The 23,283-nt window shown below is 63.0% G+C and carries 24 protein-coding genes; 13 read left to right on the forward strand and 11 right to left on the reverse strand.

Annotated features, from left to right (window positions below; all coding sequences use genetic code 11):
* The first annotated feature begins 113 nt into the window (after positions 1 to 113).
* From lptB to ACTIFP_RS02795, 4 genes are all read left to right on the forward strand, one after another.
* Positions 114 to 932 carry an LPS export ABC transporter ATP-binding protein gene (gene lptB / locus ACTIFP_RS02780; protein ID WP_439567176.1) on the forward strand — a complete coding sequence of 273 codons (819 nt, stop codon included), beginning with the start codon at positions 114 to 116 and terminating at the stop codon, positions 930 to 932.
* Positions 933 to 946: 14 nt separating this feature from the next.
* Positions 947 to 2,416, forward strand: coding sequence for an RNA polymerase factor sigma-54 (gene rpoN / locus ACTIFP_RS02785; RefSeq protein ID WP_439567177.1), 1,470 nt, complete (start codon positions 947 to 949; stop codon positions 2,414 to 2,416).
* 172 nt (positions 2,417 to 2,588) lie between these two features.
* Entirely contained in the window at positions 2,589 to 2,714 is a 126-nt protein-coding gene (gene ykgO / locus ACTIFP_RS02790; RefSeq protein WP_003046794.1) for a type B 50S ribosomal protein L36, read from the forward strand.
* 97 nt (positions 2,715 to 2,811) lie between these two features.
* On the forward strand, positions 2,812 to 3,423 hold the full coding sequence (locus ACTIFP_RS02795; RefSeq protein ID WP_439567178.1) for an HAD family hydrolase: 612 nt from the start codon (positions 2,812 to 2,814) through the stop codon (positions 3,421 to 3,423).
* Here ACTIFP_RS02795 and ACTIFP_RS02800 read toward each other — a convergent pair.
* From ACTIFP_RS02800 to ACTIFP_RS02810, 3 genes are all read right to left on the reverse strand, one after another.
* Positions 3,408 to 4,847, reverse strand: coding sequence for a serine hydrolase domain-containing protein (locus ACTIFP_RS02800; RefSeq protein ID WP_439567179.1), 1,440 nt, complete (start codon positions 4,845 to 4,847; stop codon positions 3,408 to 3,410). The two genes, ACTIFP_RS02795 and ACTIFP_RS02800, sit on opposite strands and share 16 nt — an antisense overlap.
* Before the next feature lie 241 nt (positions 4,848 to 5,088).
* A complete protein-coding gene (locus tag ACTIFP_RS02805; RefSeq protein WP_439567180.1) occupies positions 5,089 to 5,352 on the reverse strand; it encodes a hypothetical protein in 264 nt (87 codons plus the stop codon).
* A 6-nt stretch (positions 5,353 to 5,358) separates the two neighbouring features.
* Positions 5,359 to 7,509 (reverse strand): S9 family peptidase, encoded by a 2,151-nt coding sequence (locus ACTIFP_RS02810; RefSeq protein WP_439567295.1) that lies wholly within the window; start codon positions 7,507 to 7,509, stop codon positions 5,359 to 5,361.
* An 84-nt stretch (positions 7,510 to 7,593) separates the two neighbouring features.
* On the opposite strand from ACTIFP_RS02810, the gene ACTIFP_RS02815 reads away from it, so the two are divergent.
* The 5 genes from ACTIFP_RS02815 (at position 7,594) to ACTIFP_RS02835 (ending at position 12,223) form a co-directional block, all read left to right on the forward strand.
* Positions 7,594 to 9,420, forward strand: a complete 1,827-nt coding sequence (locus tag ACTIFP_RS02815) for an aminopeptidase P family protein (RefSeq protein ID WP_439567181.1) — start codon at positions 7,594 to 7,596, stop codon at positions 9,418 to 9,420.
* 7 nt (positions 9,421 to 9,427) lie between these two features.
* Positions 9,428 to 9,889: an acyl-CoA thioesterase gene (locus ACTIFP_RS02820; protein WP_439567182.1), complete on the forward strand. Its 462-nt coding sequence runs from the start codon at positions 9,428 to 9,430 to the stop codon at positions 9,887 to 9,889.
* A 263-nt stretch (positions 9,890 to 10,152) separates the two neighbouring features.
* A complete protein-coding gene (locus tag ACTIFP_RS02825) occupies positions 10,153 to 10,620 on the forward strand; it encodes a hypothetical protein (RefSeq protein ID WP_439567183.1) in 468 nt (155 codons plus the stop codon).
* A 34-nt stretch (positions 10,621 to 10,654) separates the two neighbouring features.
* Positions 10,655 to 11,599 carry a bifunctional diaminohydroxyphosphoribosylaminopyrimidine deaminase/5-amino-6-(5-phosphoribosylamino)uracil reductase RibD gene (gene ribD / locus ACTIFP_RS02830; RefSeq protein ID WP_439567296.1) on the forward strand — a complete coding sequence of 315 codons (945 nt, stop codon included), beginning with the start codon at positions 10,655 to 10,657 and terminating at the stop codon, positions 11,597 to 11,599.
* Between the two features lie 9 nt (positions 11,600 to 11,608).
* A complete protein-coding gene (locus ACTIFP_RS02835; RefSeq protein WP_439567184.1) occupies positions 11,609 to 12,223 on the forward strand; it encodes a riboflavin synthase in 615 nt (204 codons plus the stop codon).
* Positions 12,224 to 12,254: 31 nt separating this feature from the next.
* On the opposite strand, the gene ACTIFP_RS02840 is transcribed toward ACTIFP_RS02835, so the two are convergent.
* From ACTIFP_RS02840 to ACTIFP_RS02865, 6 genes are all read right to left on the reverse strand, one after another.
* Positions 12,255 to 12,716 (reverse strand): MmcB family DNA repair protein, encoded by a 462-nt coding sequence (locus ACTIFP_RS02840; RefSeq protein WP_439567297.1) that lies wholly within the window; start codon positions 12,714 to 12,716, stop codon positions 12,255 to 12,257.
* Positions 12,717 to 12,863: 147 nt separating this feature from the next.
* Positions 12,864 to 13,412, reverse strand: a complete 549-nt coding sequence (ssb, locus tag ACTIFP_RS02845) for a single-stranded DNA-binding protein (protein WP_439567185.1) — start codon at positions 13,410 to 13,412, stop codon at positions 12,864 to 12,866.
* Between the two features lie 31 nt (positions 13,413 to 13,443).
* Positions 13,444 to 15,315, reverse strand: a complete 1,872-nt coding sequence (feoB, locus tag ACTIFP_RS02850) for a ferrous iron transporter B (RefSeq protein WP_439567186.1) — start codon at positions 15,313 to 15,315, stop codon at positions 13,444 to 13,446.
* The gene (locus ACTIFP_RS02855; protein ID WP_439567187.1) at positions 15,312 to 15,563 is read right to left on the reverse strand and encodes a FeoA family protein; all 252 of its coding nucleotides are present in this window, start codon (positions 15,561 to 15,563) and stop codon (positions 15,312 to 15,314) included. The genes feoB and ACTIFP_RS02855 overlap by 4 nt, the downstream gene beginning before the upstream one ends.
* 54 nt (positions 15,564 to 15,617) lie before the next feature.
* On the reverse strand, positions 15,618 to 16,283 hold the full coding sequence (locus ACTIFP_RS02860; protein WP_439567188.1) for a COQ9 family protein: 666 nt from the start codon (positions 16,281 to 16,283) through the stop codon (positions 15,618 to 15,620).
* Positions 16,284 to 16,288: 5 nt separating this feature from the next.
* Complete coding sequence (locus ACTIFP_RS02865) at positions 16,289 to 17,200, reverse strand: DMT family transporter (RefSeq protein WP_439567189.1); 912 nt, start codon at positions 17,198 to 17,200, stop codon at positions 16,289 to 16,291.
* Positions 17,201 to 17,313: 113 nt separating this feature from the next.
* Between ACTIFP_RS02865 and ACTIFP_RS02870 the strand changes: the two genes are divergently transcribed.
* Positions 17,314 to 18,399 carry an alkene reductase gene (locus tag ACTIFP_RS02870; RefSeq protein ID WP_439567190.1) on the forward strand — a complete coding sequence of 362 codons (1,086 nt, stop codon included), beginning with the start codon at positions 17,314 to 17,316 and terminating at the stop codon, positions 18,397 to 18,399.
* Between the two features lie 116 nt (positions 18,400 to 18,515).
* Here ACTIFP_RS02870 and ACTIFP_RS02875 read toward each other — a convergent pair whose 3' ends face one another.
* On the reverse strand, positions 18,516 to 19,412 hold the full coding sequence (locus ACTIFP_RS02875) for an HNH endonuclease (protein ID WP_439567191.1): 897 nt from the start codon (positions 19,410 to 19,412) through the stop codon (positions 18,516 to 18,518).
* 85 nt (positions 19,413 to 19,497) lie between these two features.
* Positions 19,498 to 19,848 (reverse strand): hypothetical protein, encoded by a 351-nt coding sequence (locus ACTIFP_RS02880; protein ID WP_439567192.1) that lies wholly within the window; start codon positions 19,846 to 19,848, stop codon positions 19,498 to 19,500.
* A 74-nt stretch (positions 19,849 to 19,922) separates the two neighbouring features.
* Here ACTIFP_RS02880 and ACTIFP_RS02885 point away from each other — a divergent pair, with 74 nt between their 5' ends.
* The 3 genes from ACTIFP_RS02885 to ACTIFP_RS02895 are packed head-to-tail and all read left to right on the forward strand — an operon-like array spanning position 19,923 to position 23,275.
* Positions 19,923 to 21,491: a recombinase family protein gene (locus tag ACTIFP_RS02885; RefSeq protein WP_439567193.1), complete on the forward strand. Its 1,569-nt coding sequence runs from the start codon at positions 19,923 to 19,925 to the stop codon at positions 21,489 to 21,491.
* 3 nt (positions 21,492 to 21,494) lie between these two features.
* Positions 21,495 to 22,382: a ParB N-terminal domain-containing protein gene (locus ACTIFP_RS02890; protein ID WP_439567194.1), complete on the forward strand. Its 888-nt coding sequence runs from the start codon at positions 21,495 to 21,497 to the stop codon at positions 22,380 to 22,382.
* A complete protein-coding gene (locus ACTIFP_RS02895; protein ID WP_439567195.1) occupies positions 22,382 to 23,275 on the forward strand; it encodes a plasmid partitioning protein RepB C-terminal domain-containing protein in 894 nt (297 codons plus the stop codon). Before ACTIFP_RS02890 ends, ACTIFP_RS02895 begins: the two co-directional genes overlap by 1 nt.
* The last annotated feature ends 8 nt before the right edge of the window (positions 23,276 to 23,283 follow it).

The raw sequence follows: 23,283 nt of genomic DNA on the forward strand, positions 1-23,283 counted from the left end.
CCTCCCGCTTGCGGGAGGAGAGTAGAAAGCCCCTGCAAAAATCTTGCCAGATTGACCTTGGCGGCGCTCCTCGGGTAACGCCCGCACATGTCTCCTCAGGAAGCGATGTGGAAATGACCGACGACGAAGCGACCCCGGCCACGCTGACCGCCGACGCCGATCACGGCGTCGCCGAACACAAGGCGCATGTTCGGGACGATGCTGCGGCGGGCAACGGCCTCGCGGTTATCTCGATCGCCAAAAGCTATGACAAGCGCACCGTGCTGTCCGACGTGTCGCTGTCGGTCGGCAAGGGTGAGGTCGTCGGCCTGCTCGGCCCCAACGGCGCGGGCAAGACCACCTGTTTCTATTCGATCATGGGGCTGGTGAAGCCCGATGCCGGGCGCATCATGCTCGACGGGTCGGACATCACCGCGCTGCCGATGTACCGCCGGGCGATCCTCGGGCTGGGCTATCTGCCGCAGGAAACCTCGATCTTTCGCGGCATGACGGTGGCGCAGAATATCGGCGCGGTGCTCGAACTCAGCGAACCCGACAAGGTGTCGCGCGAACGGCGGCTCGAAGAACTGCTCGACGAATTCGGCCTCACCCGGCTGCGTGATTCGGCTGCGATGGCGCTGTCGGGCGGCGAACGGCGCCGGGCCGAAATCGCGCGCGCGCTTGCCGCTAACCCCTCGATCATGCTGCTCGACGAACCCTTTGCGGGCATCGATCCGCTGTCGATCAGCGACATCCGCGATCTGGTCGCCGATTTGAAAACGCGCGGCATCGGGGTGCTGATTACCGACCATAATGTCCGCGAAACGCTCGACCTCGTCGACCGCGCCTGCATCATCTATGATGGCAAGGTGCTGCTCGCGGGTTCGCCCGAGGAACTGGTCGCCGATCCCGAAGTGCGCCGCCTCTATCTCGGCGAAGGCTTTTCCCTGTGAGGTCATAGCGATCCATGGCGTTGGGTCCGCGCCTCGATCTCCGCCAGTCGCAATCGCTGGTGATGACGCCGCAGCTGCAGCAAGCGATCAAGCTGCTGGCGCTGTCGAACCTCGAACTCGAAGCCTATCTGGCCGAGGCGCTCGAGGGCAATCCGTTGCTCGATTCGGCGTCGGCGGACAGCGATGGTAGTATCGGCGATCCGGGCGACGAGTCCGGCGGCGAGGCTCCGGCGACCGAGGCGGCGGCGCTCGACGCCGACCAGGCGCTGGCGTCGGACAGCGGCACCGCCAACGATCTCGACGTCGACATGACCGCCGAAAGCTTTCATCACGACAGCGTCAGCGACAATGTCGGCCTGTCGGGCACCGACGGCGAGGGCATTGATTTCGACAGCTTCGCGGGCGAGGACGAAACGCTGCACGGCCATCTGCTCGCGCAGGTCGGCGAACGCTTCGGCGGGCTGGAGGCGATGGTCGCCGAGCAGCTCGTCGCGCTGATCGACGAGACGGGCTATCTGCGCGCCGACCTGGCCGAGGTCGCGCAGCGGCTGGGGGTGCCGCTGGCGCTCGTCGAGAGTGTGCTCGCGGGCGTCCAATGTTTCGATCCCTCGGGCGTCGGCGGGCGCGATCTGGCCGAATGTATCGCGATCCAGGCGCGCGAGGCCGATCGGTACGACCCGGCGATGGCCTGCATGATCGCGCACCTCGATCTGGTCGCCAAGGGCGCTTTTCCGCAATTGAAGCGCATCTGCGGCGTCGACGACGAGGATCTGGCCGACATGATCCGCGAATTGCGCGGCTATGATCCCAAACCCGGGCTGAAATTCGGCGGCGATGCCTCGCAGGCGGTCGTTCCCGACCTCTATATTCGCCGCACGGCAGCGGGCTGGGCGGTCGAGATCAACAGCGGCACCCTGCCGCGGCTGCTGGTCAACCGCCGCTATTACACCGAGCTGGCCAAGGGGGCGGCGGCCAAGAGCAAGGCGTGGCTGTCCGAACAGCTGGCGGGCGCCAACTGGCTGGTCCGCGCGCTTGACCAGCGCCAGCGCACGATCGTCAAGGTCGCGAGCGAGATCGTCAAGCAGCAGGAGGGGTTTTTCCTCCACGGCGTCGCGCATATGCGCCCGCTGACGCTGCGGCAGGTCGCCGAGGCGATCGGGATGCACGAATCGACGGTCAGCCGCGTCACCAGCAACAAATATCTCAGCTGTCCGCGCGGCCTGTTCGAGCTCAAATATTTCTTTTCGAGCGGTATTTCGGCGACCGAAGGCGACGGCGCGGTGTCGGCCGAGGCGGTCAAGAGCCGAATCAAGGCGATGATCGAGGCCGAGGACGGCAAGGCGATCCTGTCCGACGAGACGATCGCGCAAAAATTGTCGGCCGAAGGCCACGACATCGCACGTCGCACCGTGGTCAAATATCGCGAGGCGATGGGATTTGGCTCGTCGGTGCAACGGCGGCGGCAAAAGGCGCTGGCGGGGTAGGATTTGGTCGCCCCCGCGAAGGCGGGGGCCGTTGTCGGCCTTGCGCGGCATTGCCAGCGGTCCCCGCCTTCGCGGGGGCGACGTTTTCTCCTTAGGGGCGGTTGACTTTTTGCCCCCATCCCCATAGTTGCGCCGCTTCGCGTCAATACGCCAAGATTTACGGACAGAGATCATGAAGATTCGCAACAGCCTGAAGTCGCTGAAGGACCGCCACCGGGATAACCGCGTTATCCGCCGCCGTGGCCGCACCTATGTGATCAACAAGACCAACCGCCGCTTCAAGGCGCGCCAGGGCTGATGCCCCCGCGCGGGGCTCAATCGCCCCGTTTGCTTTTGATGACCAGCGTTACGCCGTCGGATGCTTCCGGCGGCGCTTTCGCGTGTTTGGAGCGGCTATGATTCGCCGGAGCGTGATCTTCGACGTCGGCCGCGTCCTGTTCGACTGGGATCTGCGCTATCTTTTCGCCAAGCTGATCGCCGACCCGGACGAACTCGAATGGTTCGTCACGCATGTCGTCACCCCGGAATGGCATTTCCAGCACGACGCGGGGCGCCCGCTCGCCGCGATGGTCCCCGAACTGAAGGCCGGGTTTCCCGATCATGCGCCGCTGATCGATGCCTATGCCACGCGCTTCAACGAGACGATCCCCGGCTCGGTCCCCGGCAGCCTCGACCTCGTCGAACGGCTCGATGCCGCGGGGGTGCCGCTGTTCGCGATCACCAATTTTGGTCATGAATTCTGGGAAGGCTTTCGCCCGACCCAGCCGATCTTTGACTGTTTTCAGGGCATCATCGTGTCGGGGACCGAGAAATTGATAAAGCCCGATCCCGCAATCTATCGCCTCGCCATCGACCGCTTTGGTATCGATCCTGCGGGCGCACTCTTCGTCGACGATGTGGCAGCCAATGTTGCGGGGGCCGAATCACTCGGCATCGCCGGCCATCTGTTCAACGGCGCGGCGATGCTCGAACAGGATTTGGTCCGGCGCGGCTATTTGCCCGGCTGATCGAAGCGCAGCACGAGTCGGCGTCCGGTCGCGATCTCGGCGGTGAAGCTGCCGTCGGGCTGCGCGCGCAGATCGGCGATGCCGAACGGATTGACCAGTCCGGCGCGGCCCAGCCCGCCTTTGGGATCGAGCCCGACCAGCGTCAACGGCGCGTCGGACCGCTGCATGGCGGTGCCGAAATAGGCGCGCATCGCCGTATGCTGGTCGGCGGTGCCGACGCACAGGCCCTGTTCGATGCGGAAACGGACGGTGCCTTCGACCGCGGCGTCGCCAAATGTCCCGCTGTAGCGTTGCGCGCCGACGGGGCAGGCGGCGGTGTTCAGCCCCGCCGGAACGCGGCGGAACGGCGCCGCGAGCATCTGCGCGGTCGGTTCAATCCGCGACACCCATTCGGAATTCGACAGCAGGCTGACCGCGGCGCGTTCTTCGCGCCAAACGCCCAGCGTGCTGCGCGCGCCCACCGTGATCCCGCTGTGGTGGACAAAGTCTGCGCCGTCGGTGTCACGCCCGATTCGCCAGCCGAAACCGACGCTATAGTCGCGCTCGCCAGCCGTGCCGCCATTTGCCAGCGTTGCGGGGACAAGCATGGCGTCGAAGGTTGCGGGGGCGATGATGCGTCCCTCGATCATCTGCCCGCCGAAGATGGCGACCGCACGCGCTGTTCCGCTGAGGCCGCCGCCGCCCCATGTATAGCTGAAATCGCGTAGGGCGGCTTCGACCGTCATTTTGTTCTCGAACCCATAAGCGCGCGAGGCATTGGCATCGCCGCTGTGCGTTGCGTCGGCGCGGATCGCGAGCCCGGGGACGAGGCGGGTGCGGATATAGTCGGGGAAGGGCAGGCCTGCGCGTTCCTCGACCAGCGTGCCGAGCAAGGTGTAGCCCCATGATGAGTAGCGGTACGCCGTGCCCGGCGGCGTGAGGAGATCGCGATCGGCGAAGATCGCGACCGCGTCGCGGCCCGTCGCATAATGTTTCGCGCCGAGCAGTTCGTCGCCGTCGCGATAATGCGGCAGGCCCGAAATATGCGCCGCCAGCTGGCGCGGTGTCATTGCCGGCCAACGGGTGCCGAGCCAGGGCAGCTGTGCCTGCACCGGTGTATCGAGGTCGAGCTTGCCCTCCTGCGCGAGTTTGGTCGCGGCGGTTGCCGCGAACAGCTTCGACACGCTGGCAAGGCGGAACAGCGTGTCGGGGGTCACCGGAAGGCGGCGCTCGACATCTCGCAGCCCGCTCGATCCCTCCCACACGATCTTGCCGTCCTGCCACACCGCGGCGCCCATGCCCGGCACGCCGTTGGTCTCGCGCAGCGTGTCGAGCAGGCGCTGGGCAGTGGCGGCGGCGTCGGCGCGCGGTTCGGCCTGGGCGGTTGGTGCGCTCGCCAGCAAAGCCATCAGGCCTGCAACGCACGCAATCGATCTTGTCGTCATTCTGTCTCTCCCTCGGCGGAGGGGAGGCGGTGGTGGCGAGCTGTCGCACCGATGTGCCGAAATGTCGCGCGCTTGTCGCAGACCGCGGCGCTATCGGTACCGGTACATATTTCGTGACCTCCAGCGGCCTGACTTGGCGACATGACCCGCTCCCGCAGTGTCGTCCGCGCCGAATTTGTCGAATCGGGAGATAGCGTTTCGTCGGCACGCCGACGTTGGAGCGCGAGTTGAATGGGCGATGCTATCTTTCCGGATGATCGCGCGTATCCGTCGTTCGGGACACTAAAGGATAGATCAGGTTGAACAACCAGCTCGCGGCACCAGCCAAGACGATAACCAAAATTCCGAGCGGCGTGCGGCGCCCGCCACCTTTCTCGATCAACGGCGTTTCGGCGAACATTTTCCAAACCACTTCGTAAGCCAGATAAACCGCCACGCCGATGAAGATCAGGTGGATGAGCAGGCGGTGCCAGGAAATGGTGATCGGTCGCGGTTCATCGGCCATCCGGCGTCATTGCTCCACCCCCAACTGCGTCAGCACGAAGGCAAATTCCTCGGCATCCTCGCGCAGCGCGCCCCAGCGGCCTGACTTGCCCGCATGGCCTGCGCCCATGTTGGTGCGCAGCAGCAGCGCCGCGTCGTTGGTGCGTGTCGCGCGCAGTTTCGCGACCCATTTTGCCGGTTCCCAATAGGTCACGCGCGGGTCGTTGAGCCCCGCCGACACCAGCATCGGCGGATAGGCTTTCGCGGTCACATTGTCATAGGGGCTGTAGCTCAGCATGAAATCGAACGCCGCCTGGTCGGTGATCGGATTGCCCCACTCGGGCCATTCGCCCGGGGTGAGCGGCAGCGTCTCGTCGACCATCGTGTTGATGACATCGACAAAGGGTACCCCGGCGAGCACCGCGCCCCACAATTCGGGCGCCTCATTGTAAACGACCCCCATCACCTGTCCGCCCGCCGAGCGGCCCTCGATCGAAATCTTGCCCGCGCTGGTATATTTCGCGGCGATCAACCCCTTGGCGACGTCGATGAAGTCGTTGAACGTGTTCTTGCGTGCGGTCGTCTTGCCCGCGAGATACCAGGCGCGGCCGAGATCGTCGCCGCCGCGGACATGCGCGATGGCATAGATCATGCCGCGATCGACCAGGCTGAGGCGGGTCGTCGAAAAACCCGGCGGGACGCGGTAGCCATAGCTGCCATAGACGTAGAGGTGCATCGGCGCGCTGCCGTCGCGCGGCGTGCCTTTCTTATACACCAGCGATACCGGCACCGGGGTGCCGTCGCGCGCGGGCATGTTCACCAATTCGGTTACATAGTCATCATGATTATAACCGGAAGGAATTTCCTGCACCTTGAGCGTTTCGAGCTTTTTGCTCGCCACATCGAAATCGAACACCGTGTCGGGGGTGACCATCGATTCATAGTCGAGCCGCAGCTTGTCCTGATGATATTCGGGATTGTCGCCGAGGCCCGCCACATAGGTCGCTTCGGGGAATGTAATCCGGCCGGGGGTCAGCGGGGCGTTATATTTGCGGATATCGACCTGATCGACGCCCTGCTCGCGCGCTTCGAGGACGAAATAGTCGCGAAAGATGGCGAGTCCGGTGATGTAGGTCGCATCCGAACCGGGGATCAGCGTTTTCCATTCGCCGGGCTTGTCGAGGCTGGCAGTGGCGACGCGGAAGTTCGCGTGATCGTCGTTGGTATAGATATAGAGCGTCTTTTCGCGCACATCGACGCTATATTCGCGGCCCTTCTGGCGCGCCGACACCAGCATCGGCTCGGCGCCCGGCTCGTCGGCGGGGAGCAGATAGACCTCGCTCGTCTCGTTATCGCCGGTCGCGATCACGATATAGGCATCGTCGGCGGTCTTGCCGATGCCGACCCCAAAGCCGATGTCGGCTTCCTTGTAGATGCGGACATCCTCGCTCACCGGGGTGCCGAGCCGGTGGACATGGACATTGTCGGTGCGCCAGTTTTCGTTGGCGAGCCCATAAAGCAGCGCGTCGTTGTTCGCGGTCCACACCAGCGACGACAGGGTGCCGGGGATGACATCGGGCAGCGGCTTGCCGCTTGCCAGGTCGGTGAAGCGCACTTCGAATCGTTCGGAGCCATTGTCATCGACCGCATAGGCCATCAGTCTGCCATTGGGGCTGATCGACACGTCGGACAGGCGGAAATATTCCTTGTCCTTCGCCATCGCGACCTCGTCGAGAATCAGGACCGCGTCGCCGGAGCCTGACGCCGGCCGCCGATACCATTTCTTATACTCGGCGCCTTCCTCATATTCGACCCAATAGACCCAGTCGCCGTCCTTTTGCGGCACGGAGGAATCGGCCTCCTTGATCCGGCCCTTCATCTCCTGAAACAAGGTTTCGACGAGCGCCGCGTGCGGTTTCATCGCCGCGTCGAAATACGCGTTTTCGGCTTTCACATAATCGAGCACGTCCTTGTCATCGATCACCGGATAGCTCTCGTCCTTCAGCCAGTGATACGGATCGGACAATTTTTTGCCGTGCAGCACCGTTTCGTGCGGGCGCTTCTCGGCGACCGGGGCGGCAGGCAGGGCAGGGGTCGGGCTGGTCAAGGCGGCGTCTTTCTGTTGGGCGAGCAGGGGCGGTGATGCGACAAGCGGGGTGGCAATTGCTGCCAGAAACATCCAAATAGCGCGCATCGAAAAATCCCCGACGGTGTCGCCCGAACTGGGCGGGATCGTCCGCGATGTAGGAATAAGGAACGTCTGATGTCCAGCGCCATCCATGCCGACCGTCTCGCCCGCGTCCGCGCCGCGCTTGCTGCGCGGGGCCTCGACGGCTTTGTCGTCCCGATCAGCGACGAACATATGAGCGAATATGTCGGCGACTATGCGCAGCGCATGGCCTGGCTGACCGGCTTTGGCGGTTCGGCCGGAACGGCTGCGGTGCTGCCGACCAAGGCCGCGGTGTTTATCGACGGGCGCTATACGGTGCAGGTGCGCGACCAGGTCGACGGGTCGCTGTTCGACTATGTCGGCGTGCCGCAGTCGAGCGTTGCCGAATGGCTCGGTGCGAACGTCAGTGCGGGGCAGAAGATCGGCTTTGACCCCTGGCTGCACGGCATCGATTGGGCACGTTCGTTGGGCAAGGCGCTGACCGCAAAGGGTGCGCAGCTGGTGGCGGTCGATAAAAACCCGCTCGACGCGGCGTGGGACGACCAGCCGGCGCCGAGCGATGCGGTCGTGAGCGTTCACGACGTCGCGCTTGCGGGGCAGAGCGCCGCCCAAAAGCGCGAAGTCATCGCCGACTGGCTAAAAGCCAACGGTCTCGACACCACGGTGATGACCGCGCTCGATTCGGTCGCCTGGACCTTCAATATTCGCGGGACCGACGTCAGCCACACCCCGGTCGGGCTCGCCTTTGCGTTGCTCCACGCCGATGCGACCGCCGACCTGTTCATTGCCCCCGAGAAAGTCACCGACACGGTGCGCGCGCATCTGGGCAACAGCGTCCGCATCCATGATCGAACCGCGTTCGAGGCTGCGCTCGCCGACCTGAAGGACAAGAAGGTGGCGGTCGATCCCGACCGCGCCGTCGCCGCGATCTTCACCGCGCTGGAAGCGGCGGGTGCGAAGATCGCGCGCCACCGCGACCCCGCGGTGCTGCCCAAGGCGATCAAGAATGACGTCGAACTCGGCGGCACGCGCGCCGCGCATGTCCGCGACGGCGTGGCGGTGGCGCGCTTCCTGCGATGGATGGAGGATGTCGCACCGCAGGGCGGCCTCGACGAACTCGGCGCCGCGGCGAAACTGCGCGCGTTCCGCGACGAAAATGGCGCGCTCGTTGACCTGAGCTTCGACACCATTTCGGCCGCCGGGCCGAACGGCGCGCTGCCGCATTACAAGGTCGATGCGACGACCAATCGCGCGATCGAGACGGGCACGCTCTATCTGGTCGATTCGGGCGGGCAATATGCCGACGGCACCACCGACATCACGCGCACGATCGCGATCGGCGCGCCGACCGCCGAAATGCGCCGCCGCTTCACCCAGGTACTGAAGGGCCATATTGCACTCGCCACCGCGCGCTTTCCCAAGGGGACGCGCGGCAGCCAGCTCGACATTCTGGCGCGCCAATATCTGTGGGCCGATGGGGTCGATTATGCACATGGCACCGGCCACGGGGTCGGCGCCTATCTGGCGGTCCATGAAGGGCCGCAGCGCATCGCCAAGCCCGCGGGCGGGCAGGCGGGAACCGAGGAGCCGCTGCATGCAGGCATGATCCTGTCGAACGAGCCGGGCTATTACAAGGCGGGCAGCTTTGGCATCCGCATCGAAAATCTGGTGATCGTGGTGCCGGTCAGCATCGACGGCGCCGAGGAGGATATGCTGGGGTTCGAGACGATCACCTTTGCCCCGATCGCGCAAAATCTGGTCGAAACCGCGCTGCTGTCGCCCGCCGAGACTGACTGGCTCGACGCCTATCACGCCGCGGTGTTCGCCAAGCTGGCGCCGGGAATGGTGGATGGCGATGTCGCCTGGCTGGAAGCCGCGTGCGCGCCGCTCGACCGCACCCCTGCCGCGCTCGCCGCCTGACGCCGCCATGGATCGCAGCAACTGGGACGTGCCGCTGAACGATTTTCGCGTCCATGAAACGGTGCGGGTGCGTTTCAACGAGATCGACGGCCAGAACATCGTCTTCAACGGCAATTACCTGGTCTATGCCGACATCGGGGTGACCGAATATTTTCGCGCCCTCGGCGAGGGCCAGCCCGGCCCCTATTTTCACCAATATGGTACCGACATCCGCGAAGTGCATTGCGAGATCGATTATCATGGCTCGGCGCGGCTCGACGAAAGGATCACCATCGCGGCGCGGGTGAGCCGCTTCGGGCGGACGAGCTTCACCGTCCATTGCGCGATCTTTCGCGACGCCGAGCGACTGACCGACATCGAGATCAGCTATGCGCATATCGACCTCGACAGCGGCGGCGCGACGCCGCTGCCCGGCAGTTTCATTGCCGAGGTGCGGCGATTCGAAAAGCGGACCCCGCTGCAAGAGTGATTCGCGAATCGCCGAACAAGTCCAGCCATTCCCATCTCTCAACCAAAAAGGTCGAAAAAAAAGGGCCACCCGAGGGTGGCCCATGAAAGTTTTGGGAGAGGATGCCTAAAAGGCATGCTCATATTGCAGCGCACAAAAAATTGTGCAACTGCGAAATAAGCATCCGCACTTGCATTTTTTGCAATCGTTACCCGTTTGGGCAATCATTCGGTGCAATCCGTCACCCCCTCGCAAATTGCCGCGACATCGCCTAAATTGGCCCCATGGGAATGTTCAACAACGTCGATGTCGGCGGCGGCCTGTCCGATTTCTGGGCCTATGTCCGCGAACCGCGCCCGCATCGCTGGGCCAGCTGGGGCGTCGCGATCGTGCTGCCGCTCGTCGTCTTCTATGGCTTTTCCGAACATCTGATCCGCACCGAGGAGCCGAAGGCGCAGATCATCTATTTCGAAAACTGGTCGGCGGATCGCAGCGACGCCGAGATCCGCGCCGAATGGGTCGCGCGTGCCAAGGAAACGACGCGCGCCAACGCCGAAAAGCGCGCCGAATATCAGCGGCTGGCCGACATGATGGGGGTCGAATATGATTCGGCCGAGGCCGACAAAGTGACCCGCGAAACGTTGGGCGACGAAGCGGCGGCTGCGGCGAAACAGCGAAAGCCGACCCCCGCCGCGCGCTCGACGCTCGCCGAGCGCGCGGCGCGTGGGCCGCAATCGCAGGCCGCCGACTGAGCGCATGCAGCGCCCGCCCGCCGACTCCGACTGGATGGCGGCCGCCATCGCGCTGTCGCGGCGCGGCCGCCCGGCATCGGCGCCTAACCCCAATGTCGGCTGCCTGATCGTCAGGGATGGCCGGGTCGTCGCGCGCGGCTGGACCCAGCCCGGCGGCCGCCCGCATGCCGAGGCGATGGCGCTCGCCGTCGCGGGGGGCGCAGCGCGCGGCGCCACCGCCTATGTCAGCCTCGAACCCTGCGCCCATGCCAGCCCGCGCGGCCCGTGCTGCACCGACGCGCTGATCGCCGCAGGGATCGCGCGCGTCGTCGTTGCGGCGCAGGATCCCGATCGCCGCACCGACGGTCAGGGCGTCGCGCGATTACGCGATGCGGGGATCGCGGTTGTCGAGGGCGTGCTGTCCGCCGACGCGCGCGCCGCGATGGCGCCCTGGTGGATGCGGCAGGATGACGGACGGGCGTTTGTGACGCTCAAGCTCGCGACCTCGCTCGACGGCTGCATCGCAATGGCGGATGGATCGAGCCGCTGGATCACTGGCGCCCGCGCCCGCGCGCACGGCCACCTCGAACGCGCGCAGCATCAGGCGATCCTGGTCGGGCGCGGGACGCTGCACGCCGATGCGCCGCGCCTTGATGTGCGGTTGGCCGGATTGGAGGATCGCAGCCCGAAGAAGCTGCTGCTGACCTCGGGCAAAGCGCCCGCAGGCTGGACCGCCGTCGCTTCGCCCGATGCGATCGACGATGTTGATTCGGTGCTGGTCGAGGGCGGCGCCGGCGCGGCGTCGGCCTTTCTCGCCGCCGACCGCGTCGACCGGCTGCTGCTTTACCGCGCCCCGATCCTGATCGGCGGAGGAACGCCCGCGCTGGGCGACATCGGGCTGATCGACCTGGCCGACGCCCATGGCCGCTGGCGGCTGGCCGACAGCCGCCTGCTTGGCAGCGACCGGCTCGACGTTTACGAGCGGGTCAGAGAAGGATAAGCGCGCCCCATGTTTACTGGCATCATCACCGACATCGGCACCGTTCGTTCGCGCGAAGATCGCGGCGACACGCGGCTGGTCATCGCCACCCGCTACGACACCGGCACCATCGACCTCGGCGCGTCGATCGCCTGTTCGGGGGCGTGCCTGACCGTGGTCGACAAGGGGCGCGACGCTGACGGCGACTGGTTCGCGATCGACGCCAGCGCCGAAACGCTTGGCTGCACTGCGGCGGGAATGTGGGATGCGGGCCGCCGCCTCAACCTCGAACGCGCGCTGAAAGTCGGCGACGAGCTGGGCGGGCATATCGTTACCGGTCATGTCGATGCGGTGGGGACCATCGTGTCGGTCGTCCCGGTAGGCGACAGCGTGACGGTCACCGTCGCGGCGCCCGTCTCGCTCGCGCCGCATATCGCGCCGAAAGGTTCGATCACCGTCGATGGTGTGTCATTGACGGTCAACGACGTGACCGACCAGTCGAACGGCGAAGCGCATTTCACGCTCAACATCATCCCCCACACGCAGGAAATGACGACGCTCGACGAAGCCGCGGCGAGGCGCCCGGTCAACCTCGAGATCGACATCCTCGCGCGCTACCTGGCGCGGATGCAGGCGCGTTCCTGATCCTTCGTCCCAGCCTCCGCGGGCGCGACGGTCAGGTTTCCATCCACCCTACCGCAATTTCGGGGTCCATCGCCACCATCGAACGCCGCATCGCGAGCCTGCCGATGCGCAGCAGTTCGGCCTTGCGCCGCGCGGGCGCCAAGTTGCAGCTCGCCGCTTCGCGCACCACCGCTGCGCCATAGCGGTCGGCGATGATGAGACCGGAAGTTTCGGGGCGATAACCCTCGGTGTCGAGGATCGCGGGGTCGAGCCCCGAGGCGAGCGCCCAATAAAAGCGGTCGCACCAGTCGCAATAGTCGGGCCATTTGCCGTCGCCGTGCAGGTCGGCGCGGCTGACCTTGATCTCGACGATGGTGATCTGACCCTTGGCGTCGATCGCGGTCAGGTCGGTGCGCCGCCCGTTGGGCAGCGGCACCTCGGGGATCGCGACCAGCCCCGCCCGCGCGAACAACCGGCACACGCCGCGCGCGACGTCCGTGGCGGTGATTGCCATTTCGGCGCTGGCGCCGACTAGTCCAGCCACGGTCTCACCTAACACCGTTCGCCCTGAGCTTGTCGAAGGGCCGTTCTTCTTTCCCGCGACGTCATACGAAAGGACGGTGCTTCGACAAGCTCAGCACGAACGGGTTTGGGGTTGCGATCAGAATGGGACGTCGTCGTCCAGATCATCATCGAACGGCGGACGTCCACCACCGCCGCTGCCACCGCTCGAACCGCCGCCAAAGCCGCCGCCGGACGATCCGCCCGAACCGCCGCCCTGATTCCAGCCGCCGCCCGAGCCGCCGCCATTGCCCCAGTTATCGTCGCCGCCACCGCCGCGCGATCCGCCGCCGCCCGGGGCGCCGTCAAGCATGGTCAGCGCGCCGCCGATTCCGGCGATCACCACTTCTGTGGTATATTTGTCGTTGCCGTCGCGGTCTTGCCATTTGCGGGTGCGCAGGCTGCCCTCGATATAGACCTTCGAGCCTTTTTTCAGGAAGCGTTCGACGACCCCGACCAGCCCTTCGCCGTTGATCACGACATTATGCCATTCGGTGCGCTCCTTGCGCTCGCCGGTCATCCGGTCCTTCCACTGTTCGCTGGTCGCGATGCGGATATTGGCGATCTTGCCGCCATTCTGGAACGACTTGATTTCGGGATCGGCGCCCAGGTTGCCGATCAAAATTACCTTGTTGACGCTGCCAGCCATGCCGCTCCGCTCCGCATAAATGTTGGAAGGATCAGCCTAGGCCAAAGGCGACGGCTGTCCAGTAAGTGATACCTGCTGCGGCATAGGCGAGCGCGAACAAATAGCCAACCATGAACAGCGGCCATTTCCACCCATTGGTTTCGCGCCTGGTGATCGCGATGGTCGAGATGCACTGCGGCGCGAACACGAACCACGCGAGGAAGGCGAGCGCGGTGGCGATGCTCCAGCGGCCCTGCAGCCGTTCGCTCAGCGATTGTGCCATCGCTTCCTCGTCATCGCCCGCGTCGATCGCGTTGGCAGTGGCGAGCGCCGACACCGCGACCTCGCGCGCAGCCATCGCGGGGATCAGCGCCAGCGCGATGTCGTGGTTGAATCCGATCGGCGCGACGACGACCTCCAGCCCGCTCGCAATGCGGCCGGCGACGCTGTAATCGACCTGGCTTTCCGTGCTGTCCGTCGGTACCTTGGGATAAGATAGCAACAGCCACAGCGCGATCGTGGTGACAAAGATGATTGTCCCGGCGCGGCGCAGGAAGATCCATGCGCGCTGCCACAAAGCAATGCCCACATCGCGCAGCCGCGGCCACTGATACCGCGGCATTTCCATCATGAAGCCCGCCGCATTGCCCTTGGCGACGGTGCGGCGCAGCACCAGCGCGACGACGAGCGCGCCGACGATGCCCGACAGGTACAGGCCGAACAGCACCAGCCCTTGCAGCCCGACCGGCGATCCGCCGACGTCGCTGTTCGGGATGAAGGCGCCGATGATCAGCGTATAGACGGGCAGCCGCGCCGAACAGGTCATCAGCGGCGCGATCAATATCGTCGTCAGCCGGTCCTTCGCATCGGGGATCGCGCGCGTCGCCATGATCCCGGGGACGGCGCAGGCAAAGCTGGACAGGAGCGGGATGAAGCCGCGCCCCGACAGGCCGACCTTGGCCATGATGCCGTCCATCAGGAACGCGGCGCGGGTCATGTAGCCCGATGCTTCGAGCAGCAGGATGAAGAGGAACAGGATCAGGATCTGCGGCAGGAAGACGATCACCGACCCGACCCCGCCCAATATGCCTTCGTTGATCAGCCCGCGCAGGAAGCTGTCGGGCAGCGCCGCGGTCACCGCCTCCTGCAACGCCGCAATGCCGCCCTCGATCCAGCCGATCGGCGCTTCGGACCAGGCGTAGACGCCCTGGAACATCACGAACATCAACGCGAGCAGGATCAGGAACCCCGCGACCGGGTGGAGCAGCACCGCGTCGACGCGCTGCGTCCAGCGGCGCACCGGGGTTTCGCTCAGCGTTGCGGCGCTTGCGATCGCGCGCGCCCGCTGGTGGAGCGCGGCGTCGGACGGCGGCGGTGCGGATTGTGGGGCCGTCTGCGTCTGGTGCGACAGGATCGCGCCATCGACCGCCGCGAGCAGATCGGTCAGCCCGCGCTTGCGCACCGCAACCGTCGGCACCACCGGCACCCCGAGCTGGCGCGACAGGATGGCGGGGTCGAGCGTCAGCCCGTCGCGTTCCGCCAGATCGAGCATGTTGAGCGCAACCACCGTCGGCAGCCCCAGCGCGATCAGTTCGAGCGCGAAGCAGAGATGATTGTCGAGGTTGGCGGCATCGACGACGACGATCAGGGCGTCGGGGCGGCGTTCGCCCGCCTGCTGGCCCAGCACGACATCGCGCGTCACCGCTTCGTCGGGGCTGGCGGGGGTCAGGCTGTAACTGCCGGGCAGGTCGACCAGCGACAGCGGCCGCCCGTCGGCGAAGCTGGCGTGCCCCGCCTTGCGTTCGACGGTGACCCCCGGATAATTGGCGATCTTTTGCCGCGCGCCGGTCAGCGCGTTGAACAGGCTCGATTTGCCGGCATTGGGATTGCCGACCAGTGCGATCGTCGGAATGGCGGCGGTCATGGCGCGGTCGGCGCCACTTCGATCATCGCTGCTTGACGGGCGCGGATGATCACCTGCATCCGCCCGACCGCCAGCGCCAGCGGGTCGCGCGAAAACAGGCTGCCGCGGTGGAGCGGGGTGACCTCGATCCCCTCCATCAACCCGAATTCGCGCAGCCGCCGCCCCTCGTCATGCGACATGTCATCCCAGTTGATGCGGGATATGCGGACAGCCACGCCCAACGGGGCGGAATCGAGCCTTGCGTTCATTTGCTAGCGATTATCAATAACAGACAGCTGGCGCCAGCCCCTTGATTCGCCTCTTCAGCGCCCGGGGTAGCGCAGACGCCCGACGAAGCGCGCGAGGCTAGGGCGTTCGGTGCTGCGCGAGGCGCGGCGATATTTCCAGCTTTCGAAGCGCATCACCTGGTCGATGCGGCGGCCCAGAAAGGCGCGGGTGTCGGCGAAACCGTCGCTCTCGTCGTTCAGGAACACCGCCATCGTCGAGGCATAGACGGCGCCAAGGATCGCGCGCTTGCTGTAGTGATTATAGTCGGTCGCGGTGTCGCCCGCGAGCCGCCACATGATGTCGGCGCTCCGCCAGCCAAGCTTCGCCGCGAACGGTACATTGGTCGGGAGTGCGAGCAGCGCGAGCGCGCGGCGCAGCGCTTCGCGATCGGGGGAAAGCAGGTCGATGCGCGTTTCGACAAGGGTCGTGATGCGCTCGCGAATCTTGAGCGCCGCCAGTTTTTCGGCGGGGCATTTCGCCCCCATGCGCGCATCGATGTCGGCGAACCAGGCATCGACCATGTCGCGCCCGCCGCCGGGAAAGGCGAGGCTGGCGACGTCGGGATCGACCGCGGCGCGCCGCGCCGCATCGGCGAGCGCGGCGGCGCCGAAACCGTCGAAGGCAGCGGACGAGGCGATCAGCGGCGCGAGTGCGGCGCGAATCTCGTCGAGGGTCGGATCGGCAGGAAGGATCGAGGCCATGGGGTTTAGATAGGCGCCGCACGGCGGCTCGGCAACCGGATCAATACCAGCGCCGCGCCGACGAGCATGCCGCCGAAAATGTCGATCGGGCCGAGCAGCTCGCCAAACGCCAGCCATCCGGCAAGCGCGGCGACCGCAGGTTGGACGAGCAAGGTGAGCCCGATGACGAGCGGCGAGAAGCGCGGCAGCGACCAGGTCATCAACCCCTGCCCGATGATCTGGCTGGTCAGCGCGAGCAGGATCAGCGGCGTCCAGTTCTGCGGCATGATCGTCTCGCCGAGCGCCAGCGCGGTGCCGAGCAGGATCGGGACGCAGACGACCGACGAAATCGCGAGCGCGGTCCACGGCTCCAGCGTCCCGCGCACCCGCTGCATCAGGATGACATAGACGGTGTAGAGTATCCCCGCGAGCAGGCTGAGCAGATCGCCGACCAGATAGGCGGGCGACAATTCATAGCTTTGCCCCATGAGCAGCGCCGACCCCGCAAAGGCGAGCAGGATCGCCAGCGCCTGCCACCCGCGTGGCCAGCTCCGCGCCAGAAAGATGCCCCAGATCACGAGCAGCAGGCTGGCGCAATTGCCGAACAGCGTGGCGTTGGCGACCTTGGTCTGGAGGATGCCGATGTGCCAGGCGACCAGATCGAGCGCGAAAAAGATGCCCGCCGCGCTGGCCACGACGATCGCGTTCCTCGGTGGCAACCGCCCGCCACCCTCCCGCCACGCGAGCGCGAGCAGGAAGGGCAGTGCGATCGCCATGCGCCAGAAGGCCGAGGCGGTCGGCCCGGTGTCGGCAAGGCGGACGAGCAGCGCGCCGATCGACAGCGAGATATTGCCCGCGAGCAGCGCCAGAAAGGCCCAGCGTCCGACGCGAAGCGCCGCTGTGTCTTTCGCGTCGAGGCTTTCGATCTTGGCTGTCATTTAGATTTTCTTTTGATACTGACCATTGTGCAGGCACCGCGGCGTTCATAGCTTTGCGGGCCATAGCGGCGCCCCGATCGGTCGTCGCGCGCTATTTAGGACGTGGAGGATTTATGGCCGTATCGCTTTTCGACCCGATCAAGCTGGGCGCCATCGAGGCGCCGAACCGCATCATCATGGCGCCGCTGACCCGCGGCCGCGCCGCCGACGGTTTTGTCCCGACCGAGCTCGCGGTCGAATATTATCGCCAGCGCGCCTCGGCGGGGCTGATCATTTCGGAAGCGACCGGCATTTCGCAGGAAGGGCTCGGCTGGCCGTCGGCGCCGGGGCTGTGGACCGACGCGCAGGTCGAAGGCTGGAAGCCGGTGACCGACGCCGTCCATAAAGCCGGCGGGCGTATCGTTGCGCAGCTATGGCATATGGGCCGCCTGGTCCACTCGGTGTTCAACGACGGCAAGCCGCCGGTCTCGGCCTCCGCGACCGTCGGCGCCGGCCGCGCGCATACGCCCGTCGGCCGCCGCGACCTGGAAGTCGCGCGCCCGCTCGAGCTGGTCGAAATTCCGCGGCTGATCGCCGATTATGCCAAGGCGGCCGAGAATGCGAAGCGCGCCGGTTTTGACGGGGTGCAGCTGCACGGCGCAAACGGTTATCTGATCGACCAGTTTCTGCGCGACAACAGCAATTTGCGCGATGACGATTATGGCGGCTCGGTCGAAAACCGCATCCGGCTGCTGCGCGAAGTGACCGAGGCGCTGATCGGCGTCTGGGGCGCCGACCGCGTCTCGGTGCGCCTCTCGCCCAACGGCGATTCGCAGGGGGTCGATGACAGCGCGCCCGAAAAACTGTTCCCGATCGCCGCCGCGGCGCTGAGCGCGCTTGGCATCGGCTTCCTCGAACTGCGCGAACCCGGCCCCGACGGCACCTTTGGCAACACCGAGGTGCCAAAGCAGTCACCCTCGATCCGCGCCGCGTTCAAGGGGCCGCTGATCCTCAACAGCGACTATGATGTTGCGAAGGCGGAGGCGGCGCTGGCCAGCGGCCTTGCCGACGCGATCGCCTTTGGTCGCCCCTATATCGGCAACCCCGACCTGGTCGAACGCATCCGGAGCGGCGCTGAATGGTCGGCCGACAATCCGCAGACTTGGTATTCGCCGGGCGCCGAGGGGTACACCGACTATCCGGCGCTGGTGGACGCTTAGCATCTCGATCGTCGCCCCCGCGAAGGCGGGGGCCGCTATCGGTTTACGCCTTCATTGCTGCGTCAGACCGACGGCGGCCCCTGCCTTCGCAGGGGGGTATAGTGACACTGGCTCAATTAGTCAGAATTGACCACACGCTGACGCAATCGCTCATTTGAAATCCTTAGCTGGCGTAGAAGTGCTAATAGCTCTTGCTGAATATCATCTTTCCGCTGCGCGTAGTGTGCGCGTCGATGATCGTTCGGACATAGTGCTGCGACATTGAAAACGTCGTCGTCTCCTCGATCAGCGAGTGGAATGACATGGTGCGTTTCAAGATAAACGGCACCACCTGCCATTTCAAAACCCTTCGCCCCGCAAAGCTCACACATGCCATTGGCACGACGCAAAACTGCCTTGCGGACCTTCGGATCACGGTAATAAGCCGATGAACTAGTTTCGATTTTTTTGGGTCCAGATTTTGCGAGTTGGTCCATATCAAATTGATCAACAAATTCCTGATCAAGAATGCCCCTCGTTAATTCAAATTTGCCAGTCGCCATATCGTATGCGGTGAGGGTCCAAGGCTCCGGGTCTAACTCGCGTTTTCTGACCTTGGACGCCTCAGTCGATTTGTTAGGATCGGTTTTGTCGCGCTGTTTTCCATCGACGACAATGACACGAATTGGCAGGTTCCCGATGAGCGCCGCCTGCAAGGCGTTATCCAGCCGAGTGGCCCTTGTTCGCCATTGCGTCTTACCATTGGGTCCACGGTGCGAGGCGGCGTCTGCCCTAAAGTTTCCACGCTGTTTGATCAGGCCGTTCTCGTGGAGCATATTTTGATACCATAGATTAAATATGACGACTTTGCCGGGTTCAGTGAATGACCATTCGTAGCAATATTTTGGGTTAGCTTTATGCCCGCGTTTATCTGTCGAGCTTGCGATCCAATCCCCTACGTCGAAACCCGCTTGCTCGGCCAAGTCGAACACATTGCAACTTTTTTGAGGTTTCAGGCTCGCCAACTCGACCATACAAAATTCCTTGAAATCCGCGTTTCGACGATTTCCCGTCTCAAAATTGGAAGATCGACTTACCAGATAGATCGGATTTTTGCGGCTACATCATTTCGTCGAGCGCTGCCATCGTATCGGCTAGCAAGCGTTTGAGAGAGATCAGGCTTGCTCCCAAAGACATCTCCGGTCGCTCCGCCATCAGCATAATTGCTTTGAGGACGGCATTTGATTCACGAGCCAATAAAACGAGATTCAGGCCGCTCGGAGCATGAGCGCCATTCAACCAGTTTTTAGCTGTCCGGTGGCTTGTGCCAGTCCATTTCATGATCGTCTTTGCAGCGTTGCGGGTTGATCCGAATTCGATCTTTAATGCCGATGCAATCACTTGTGCGAATTCCGCATCAGTGAATGCGTCGCGTCCGATTGGAAATTTTCTGCCCTTCTTTGGAAACATGTTGCCTCTCCTTTGCTGTTACGGGGAGGCCACAGGGCCAATTTAACATTGGCCGAAAGATTCAAGGCACCAACATGGTCATTGAATGGCGGACAGAAAATGGCAGTAACTCCGGCGACCAGCCGAAAAAACGGGCTGCTGAATATGTCCGGATGTCCACTGAGCATCAAAAATACTCGACCGACAATCAGGCTGCCGAAATCCGTGCATATGCTGCCCGCCGGGGATTCGAAATTGTCCGCACCTATGCCGATGAGGGCAAAAGTGGGCTGAGCATCGATGGGCGTTTGTCGCTACAGCAGCTATTGGCTGACATCGAACGAGATGACGTCGATTTCGAAGCTGTGCTCGTCTATGACGTAAGCCGCTTTGGACGTTTCCAAGATCCGGATGTTGCCGCGCATTATGAATTGCGTCTGAAACAGGCTGGGATCACTGTCCATTACTGCGCGGAGCAGTTTGAGAACGATGGGACCATCGGTTCTTCCATCATAAAAACCGTTAAGCGCGCAATGGCGGGGGAATATAGCCGCGAATTGTCAGTAAAGGTTTTTGCAGGCCAATGTCGGCTGATCAGTCTCGGCTATCGCCAAGGGGGTGCGCCGGGTTTTGGCCTGAGGCGAATGCTCGTTGACGAACAGGGTCAGCAAAAGGGAATACTGGAGCGTGGCGAGCATAAGAGCATCGCTACCGACCGCGTTGTTCTTGTCCAAGGCCCGGCGGAAGAAATCGCCACGGTTCAAGAAATCTACCAGCGGTTTGTTGAGAACCAAGAATCCGAACGCCAAATAGCCGACTGGCTTAATTCGCAAGGTATCCTGTCCGATCTCGGGCGGTTATGGACCCGCGGCGCTGTCCATCAAATTCTGATCAACGACAAGTATGCGGGTCACAACGTATGGGGTCGCACGTCGTTCAAGTTGAAATCTAAGCATGTGCGCAATGATCCATCCGAATGGATTAGGCATGATCAAGCTTTTCCCGCCATCATTTCGCAATCGCAGTTCGAGCAAGCTAAGCTCCTTATCGAGCAGCGCTCAAAGCGGCTGACAGATGACGAACTAATTGCATTGCTCGCGGAAATTTTTGCGAAGAACGGGCTTTTGTCAGGCTTAATTATCGACGAATTTGAGGGGCCGTCTAGCAGCGCCTATCAATCGCGGTTCGGCAGCTTGCTAAGAGCCTACGCGCTTGTGGGCTACGTTCCGGCGCATGACTATCGCTATCTGGAGATAAATCGGGCGCTTCGGCGATTGCACCCTTCCATCGTGAAAAGCGTCATTGAGGGCGTCGAAGCGGTGGGCGGCACAGCCATTCAAAACCTCCAAGACGATACGCTCCTTATCAACGATGAGATCGCGGCCTCGGTCGTAATCGCACGTTGCAAGCTGACGAAAGGCGGGAGCCGGCGTTGGAAGATTCGTTTGGACGAAAGCCTCCGCCCTGATCTCACAATATGCGTCAGAATGGATGAGAACAACATGAACGCCTACGACTTCTATATCCTACCGAGAATGACACTTGCGGAAGGCATTGTCCGGCTCGCAGATCATAACGGGCTATCGCTAGATGCATTTCGGTTCGACTCCTTGGAAGAGTTTTTCATCCTCGCGAAGCGCGCACCTTTTCGGCGAGCCGCATAGGCAATGGCGCTCCCGGCCCAACGCGTCGAGATGATCCCGATTGACCGGATCACCGTCGTCAACCCGCGAATTCGCAACAAGAAGGTGTTTCAGGGGATCGTCGAAAACATCGCTGAAATAGGGTTGAAGAGGCCCATAACGGTCACGCGTCGGCAGGGTCCGGACGGACCCTTGTATGATCTCGTTTGCGGTCAGGGGCGCCTCGAAGCTTTCCATGAGCTTGGCCAATCGGAAGTGCCCGCGCTCATTGTCACAGCGGACCCTGAGGACTGTTTGGTGGCGAGTTTGGTTGAGAACTGCGCACGCCGCCAGCATCAGGCGGTTGACCTTCTCCAAGACATCGTGGGGATGCGCAAACGAGGTTATTCGGATACCGAAATTGGCGAAAAAACAGGACTGTCAGGATACTATGTCGGCTGTGTCGCGAGATTGCTAGAGCGCGGCGAACGCCGTCTCGTCGCAGCAGTTGAAGCCGGTTATCTGCCTATATCGGTCGCGCTGGAAATCTGCGAAGCCGACGATCAAGGCGTGCAAGCAGCACTTCACAAAGCATATGAGGACAAATTGCTGCGCGGGCGTGATCTTATTGCGGCTCGCCGTCTGGTCGAGGTTAGGAAGCGCTCCGGTAAGGCCAATCCCCGAAATGGATATGTCCACAAAGATTCAATGACTCCGGAAAGTCTCGTCAAAGCATTTCAAGAAGATACCGAACGCAAACGCGCGATGATCAGGAAAACTGATGCGACGCGCAATCGCCTTGTGTTTGTAGTCGAAGCGCTTGGTCAGCTTTCGAATGACGATACCTTCGTTGCACTTCTTGAAGACGAAGGGTTGGCATCAATGCCAAACCGACTGGCCGAGCGGATTCAAAACACAAGGATCGCAATGTAATGGGCAGCGGCAATCGACATCGCAAAGTCAAACTTGCTTTCGAGGCAACGAGCCTCCGAATTCCTCTTGCGGATATAATCACAATTCGAGAGGTGCAAAATGCGGTCAGGAAATCCCTCAAATATGGTCAGATTGCCGCGTCGATCCGCGAAGTAGGCATCATTGAGCCACCCGTCGTGGTAAGGATACAAGGGGACGATGATCAATATCGCCTTCTGGACGGCCACCTTCGGCTCGATATATTGAAAGAGCGGGGCGACAAGGATGTAGTGTGCCTCGTCGCAACTGATGATGAAGCGATAACCTACAACAAGCGCATTAGCCGCATGGCAACCGTCCAAGAGCATCGAATGATCCTGAGGGCGTTGGAAAAGGGGGCGTCCGAAGAGCGTCTCGCCCGTGCGCTCAATGTGAATATCGGGAGCATTCGGGATAAGCGTCGGTTGCTGGACGGCATTTGCAGTGAGGTGGTCCAACTGCTCCAGGATCGGATCGTGCCTATCAACACCTTTCGAGAGCTAAAGAAATTACGGCCACTGCGCCAGATCGAAGTCGCCGACACTATGATTGCCATGAACAGATATTCTTGGCCCTACGCTCGGTCTCTAGTCGCAGCCACGCCACAGAATCAGCTTGTCAGTGAGCAACGGAAGTCGATCAGAGGCTTGAGCGACGAGCAGATAGAACACATGGAGCGAGAAGCCACGAACGTGGATCGTGAATTCAGGATGATCGAGCAGAGCTTCGGCGTCGATCATCTCGATCTCGTTCTTGCGACTGGCTACATCTGCCGCCTCATTGAGAATGTGCGCATTGTCCATCATCTTGCAAAGCACCATCCCGAACTTTTGGCTGAGTTTCAGAGAATTGTTCAACTGCGCAATGCCGCTTAGCCAAGGCC

The sequence above is a fragment of the Sphingopyxis sp. genome (assembly GCF_051861155.1).
Lineage (GTDB): Bacteria > Pseudomonadota > Alphaproteobacteria > Sphingomonadales > Sphingomonadaceae > Sphingopyxis.

Coding starts and splice junctions, on each gene's coding strand:
- ACTIFP_RS02805 (WP_439567180.1), bottom strand. CDS start 5,352: ATGGCCGATGAACCGCGACCGATCACCATTTCCTGGCACCGCCTGCTC.
- ACTIFP_RS02860 (WP_439567188.1), bottom strand. CDS start 16,283: ATGGCCTCGATCCTTCCTGCCGATCCGACCCTCGACGAGATTCGCGCC.
- feoB (WP_439567186.1), bottom strand. CDS start 15,315: ATGACCGCCGCCATTCCGACGATCGCACTGGTCGGCAATCCCAATGCC.
- ykgO (WP_003046794.1), top strand. CDS start 2,589: ATGAAGATTCGCAACAGCCTGAAGTCGCTGAAGGACCGCCACCGGGAT.
- ACTIFP_RS02840 (WP_439567297.1), bottom strand. CDS start 12,716: ATGGCAATCACCGCCACGGACGTCGCGCGCGGCGTGTGCCGGTTGTTC.
- ACTIFP_RS02810 (WP_439567295.1), bottom strand. CDS start 7,509: ATGTTTCTGGCAGCAATTGCCACCCCGCTTGTCGCATCACCGCCCCTG.
- ACTIFP_RS02820 (WP_439567182.1), top strand. CDS start 9,428: ATGGATCGCAGCAACTGGGACGTGCCGCTGAACGATTTTCGCGTCCAT.
- ACTIFP_RS02835 (WP_439567184.1), top strand. CDS start 11,609: ATGTTTACTGGCATCATCACCGACATCGGCACCGTTCGTTCGCGCGAA.
- lptB (WP_439567176.1), top strand. CDS start 114: ATGACCGACGACGAAGCGACCCCGGCCACGCTGACCGCCGACGCCGAT.
- ACTIFP_RS02880 (WP_439567192.1), bottom strand. CDS start 19,848: ATGTTTCCAAAGAAGGGCAGAAAATTTCCAATCGGACGCGACGCATTC.
- ACTIFP_RS02825 (WP_439567183.1), top strand. CDS start 10,153: ATGGGAATGTTCAACAACGTCGATGTCGGCGGCGGCCTGTCCGATTTC.
- ACTIFP_RS02815 (WP_439567181.1), top strand. CDS start 7,594: ATGTCCAGCGCCATCCATGCCGACCGTCTCGCCCGCGTCCGCGCCGCG.
- ACTIFP_RS02855 (WP_439567187.1), bottom strand. CDS start 15,563: ATGAACGCAAGGCTCGATTCCGCCCCGTTGGGCGTGGCTGTCCGCATA.
- ssb (WP_439567185.1), bottom strand. CDS start 13,412: ATGGCTGGCAGCGTCAACAAGGTAATTTTGATCGGCAACCTGGGCGCC.
- ACTIFP_RS02870 (WP_439567190.1), top strand. CDS start 17,314: ATGGCCGTATCGCTTTTCGACCCGATCAAGCTGGGCGCCATCGAGGCG.
- ACTIFP_RS02885 (WP_439567193.1), top strand. CDS start 19,923: ATGGTCATTGAATGGCGGACAGAAAATGGCAGTAACTCCGGCGACCAG.
- ribD (WP_439567296.1), top strand. CDS start 10,655: ATGGCGGCCGCCATCGCGCTGTCGCGGCGCGGCCGCCCGGCATCGGCG.
- rpoN (WP_439567177.1), top strand. CDS start 947: ATGGCGTTGGGTCCGCGCCTCGATCTCCGCCAGTCGCAATCGCTGGTG.
- ACTIFP_RS02800 (WP_439567179.1), bottom strand. CDS start 4,847: ATGACGACAAGATCGATTGCGTGCGTTGCAGGCCTGATGGCTTTGCTG.
- ACTIFP_RS02795 (WP_439567178.1), top strand. CDS start 2,812: ATGATTCGCCGGAGCGTGATCTTCGACGTCGGCCGCGTCCTGTTCGAC.
- ACTIFP_RS02875 (WP_439567191.1), bottom strand. CDS start 19,412: ATGGTCGAGTTGGCGAGCCTGAAACCTCAAAAAAGTTGCAATGTGTTC.
- ACTIFP_RS02865 (WP_439567189.1), bottom strand. CDS start 17,200: ATGACAGCCAAGATCGAAAGCCTCGACGCGAAAGACACAGCGGCGCTT.
- ACTIFP_RS02895 (WP_439567195.1), top strand. CDS start 22,382: ATGGGCAGCGGCAATCGACATCGCAAAGTCAAACTTGCTTTCGAGGCA.
- ACTIFP_RS02890 (WP_439567194.1), top strand. CDS start 21,495: ATGGCGCTCCCGGCCCAACGCGTCGAGATGATCCCGATTGACCGGATC.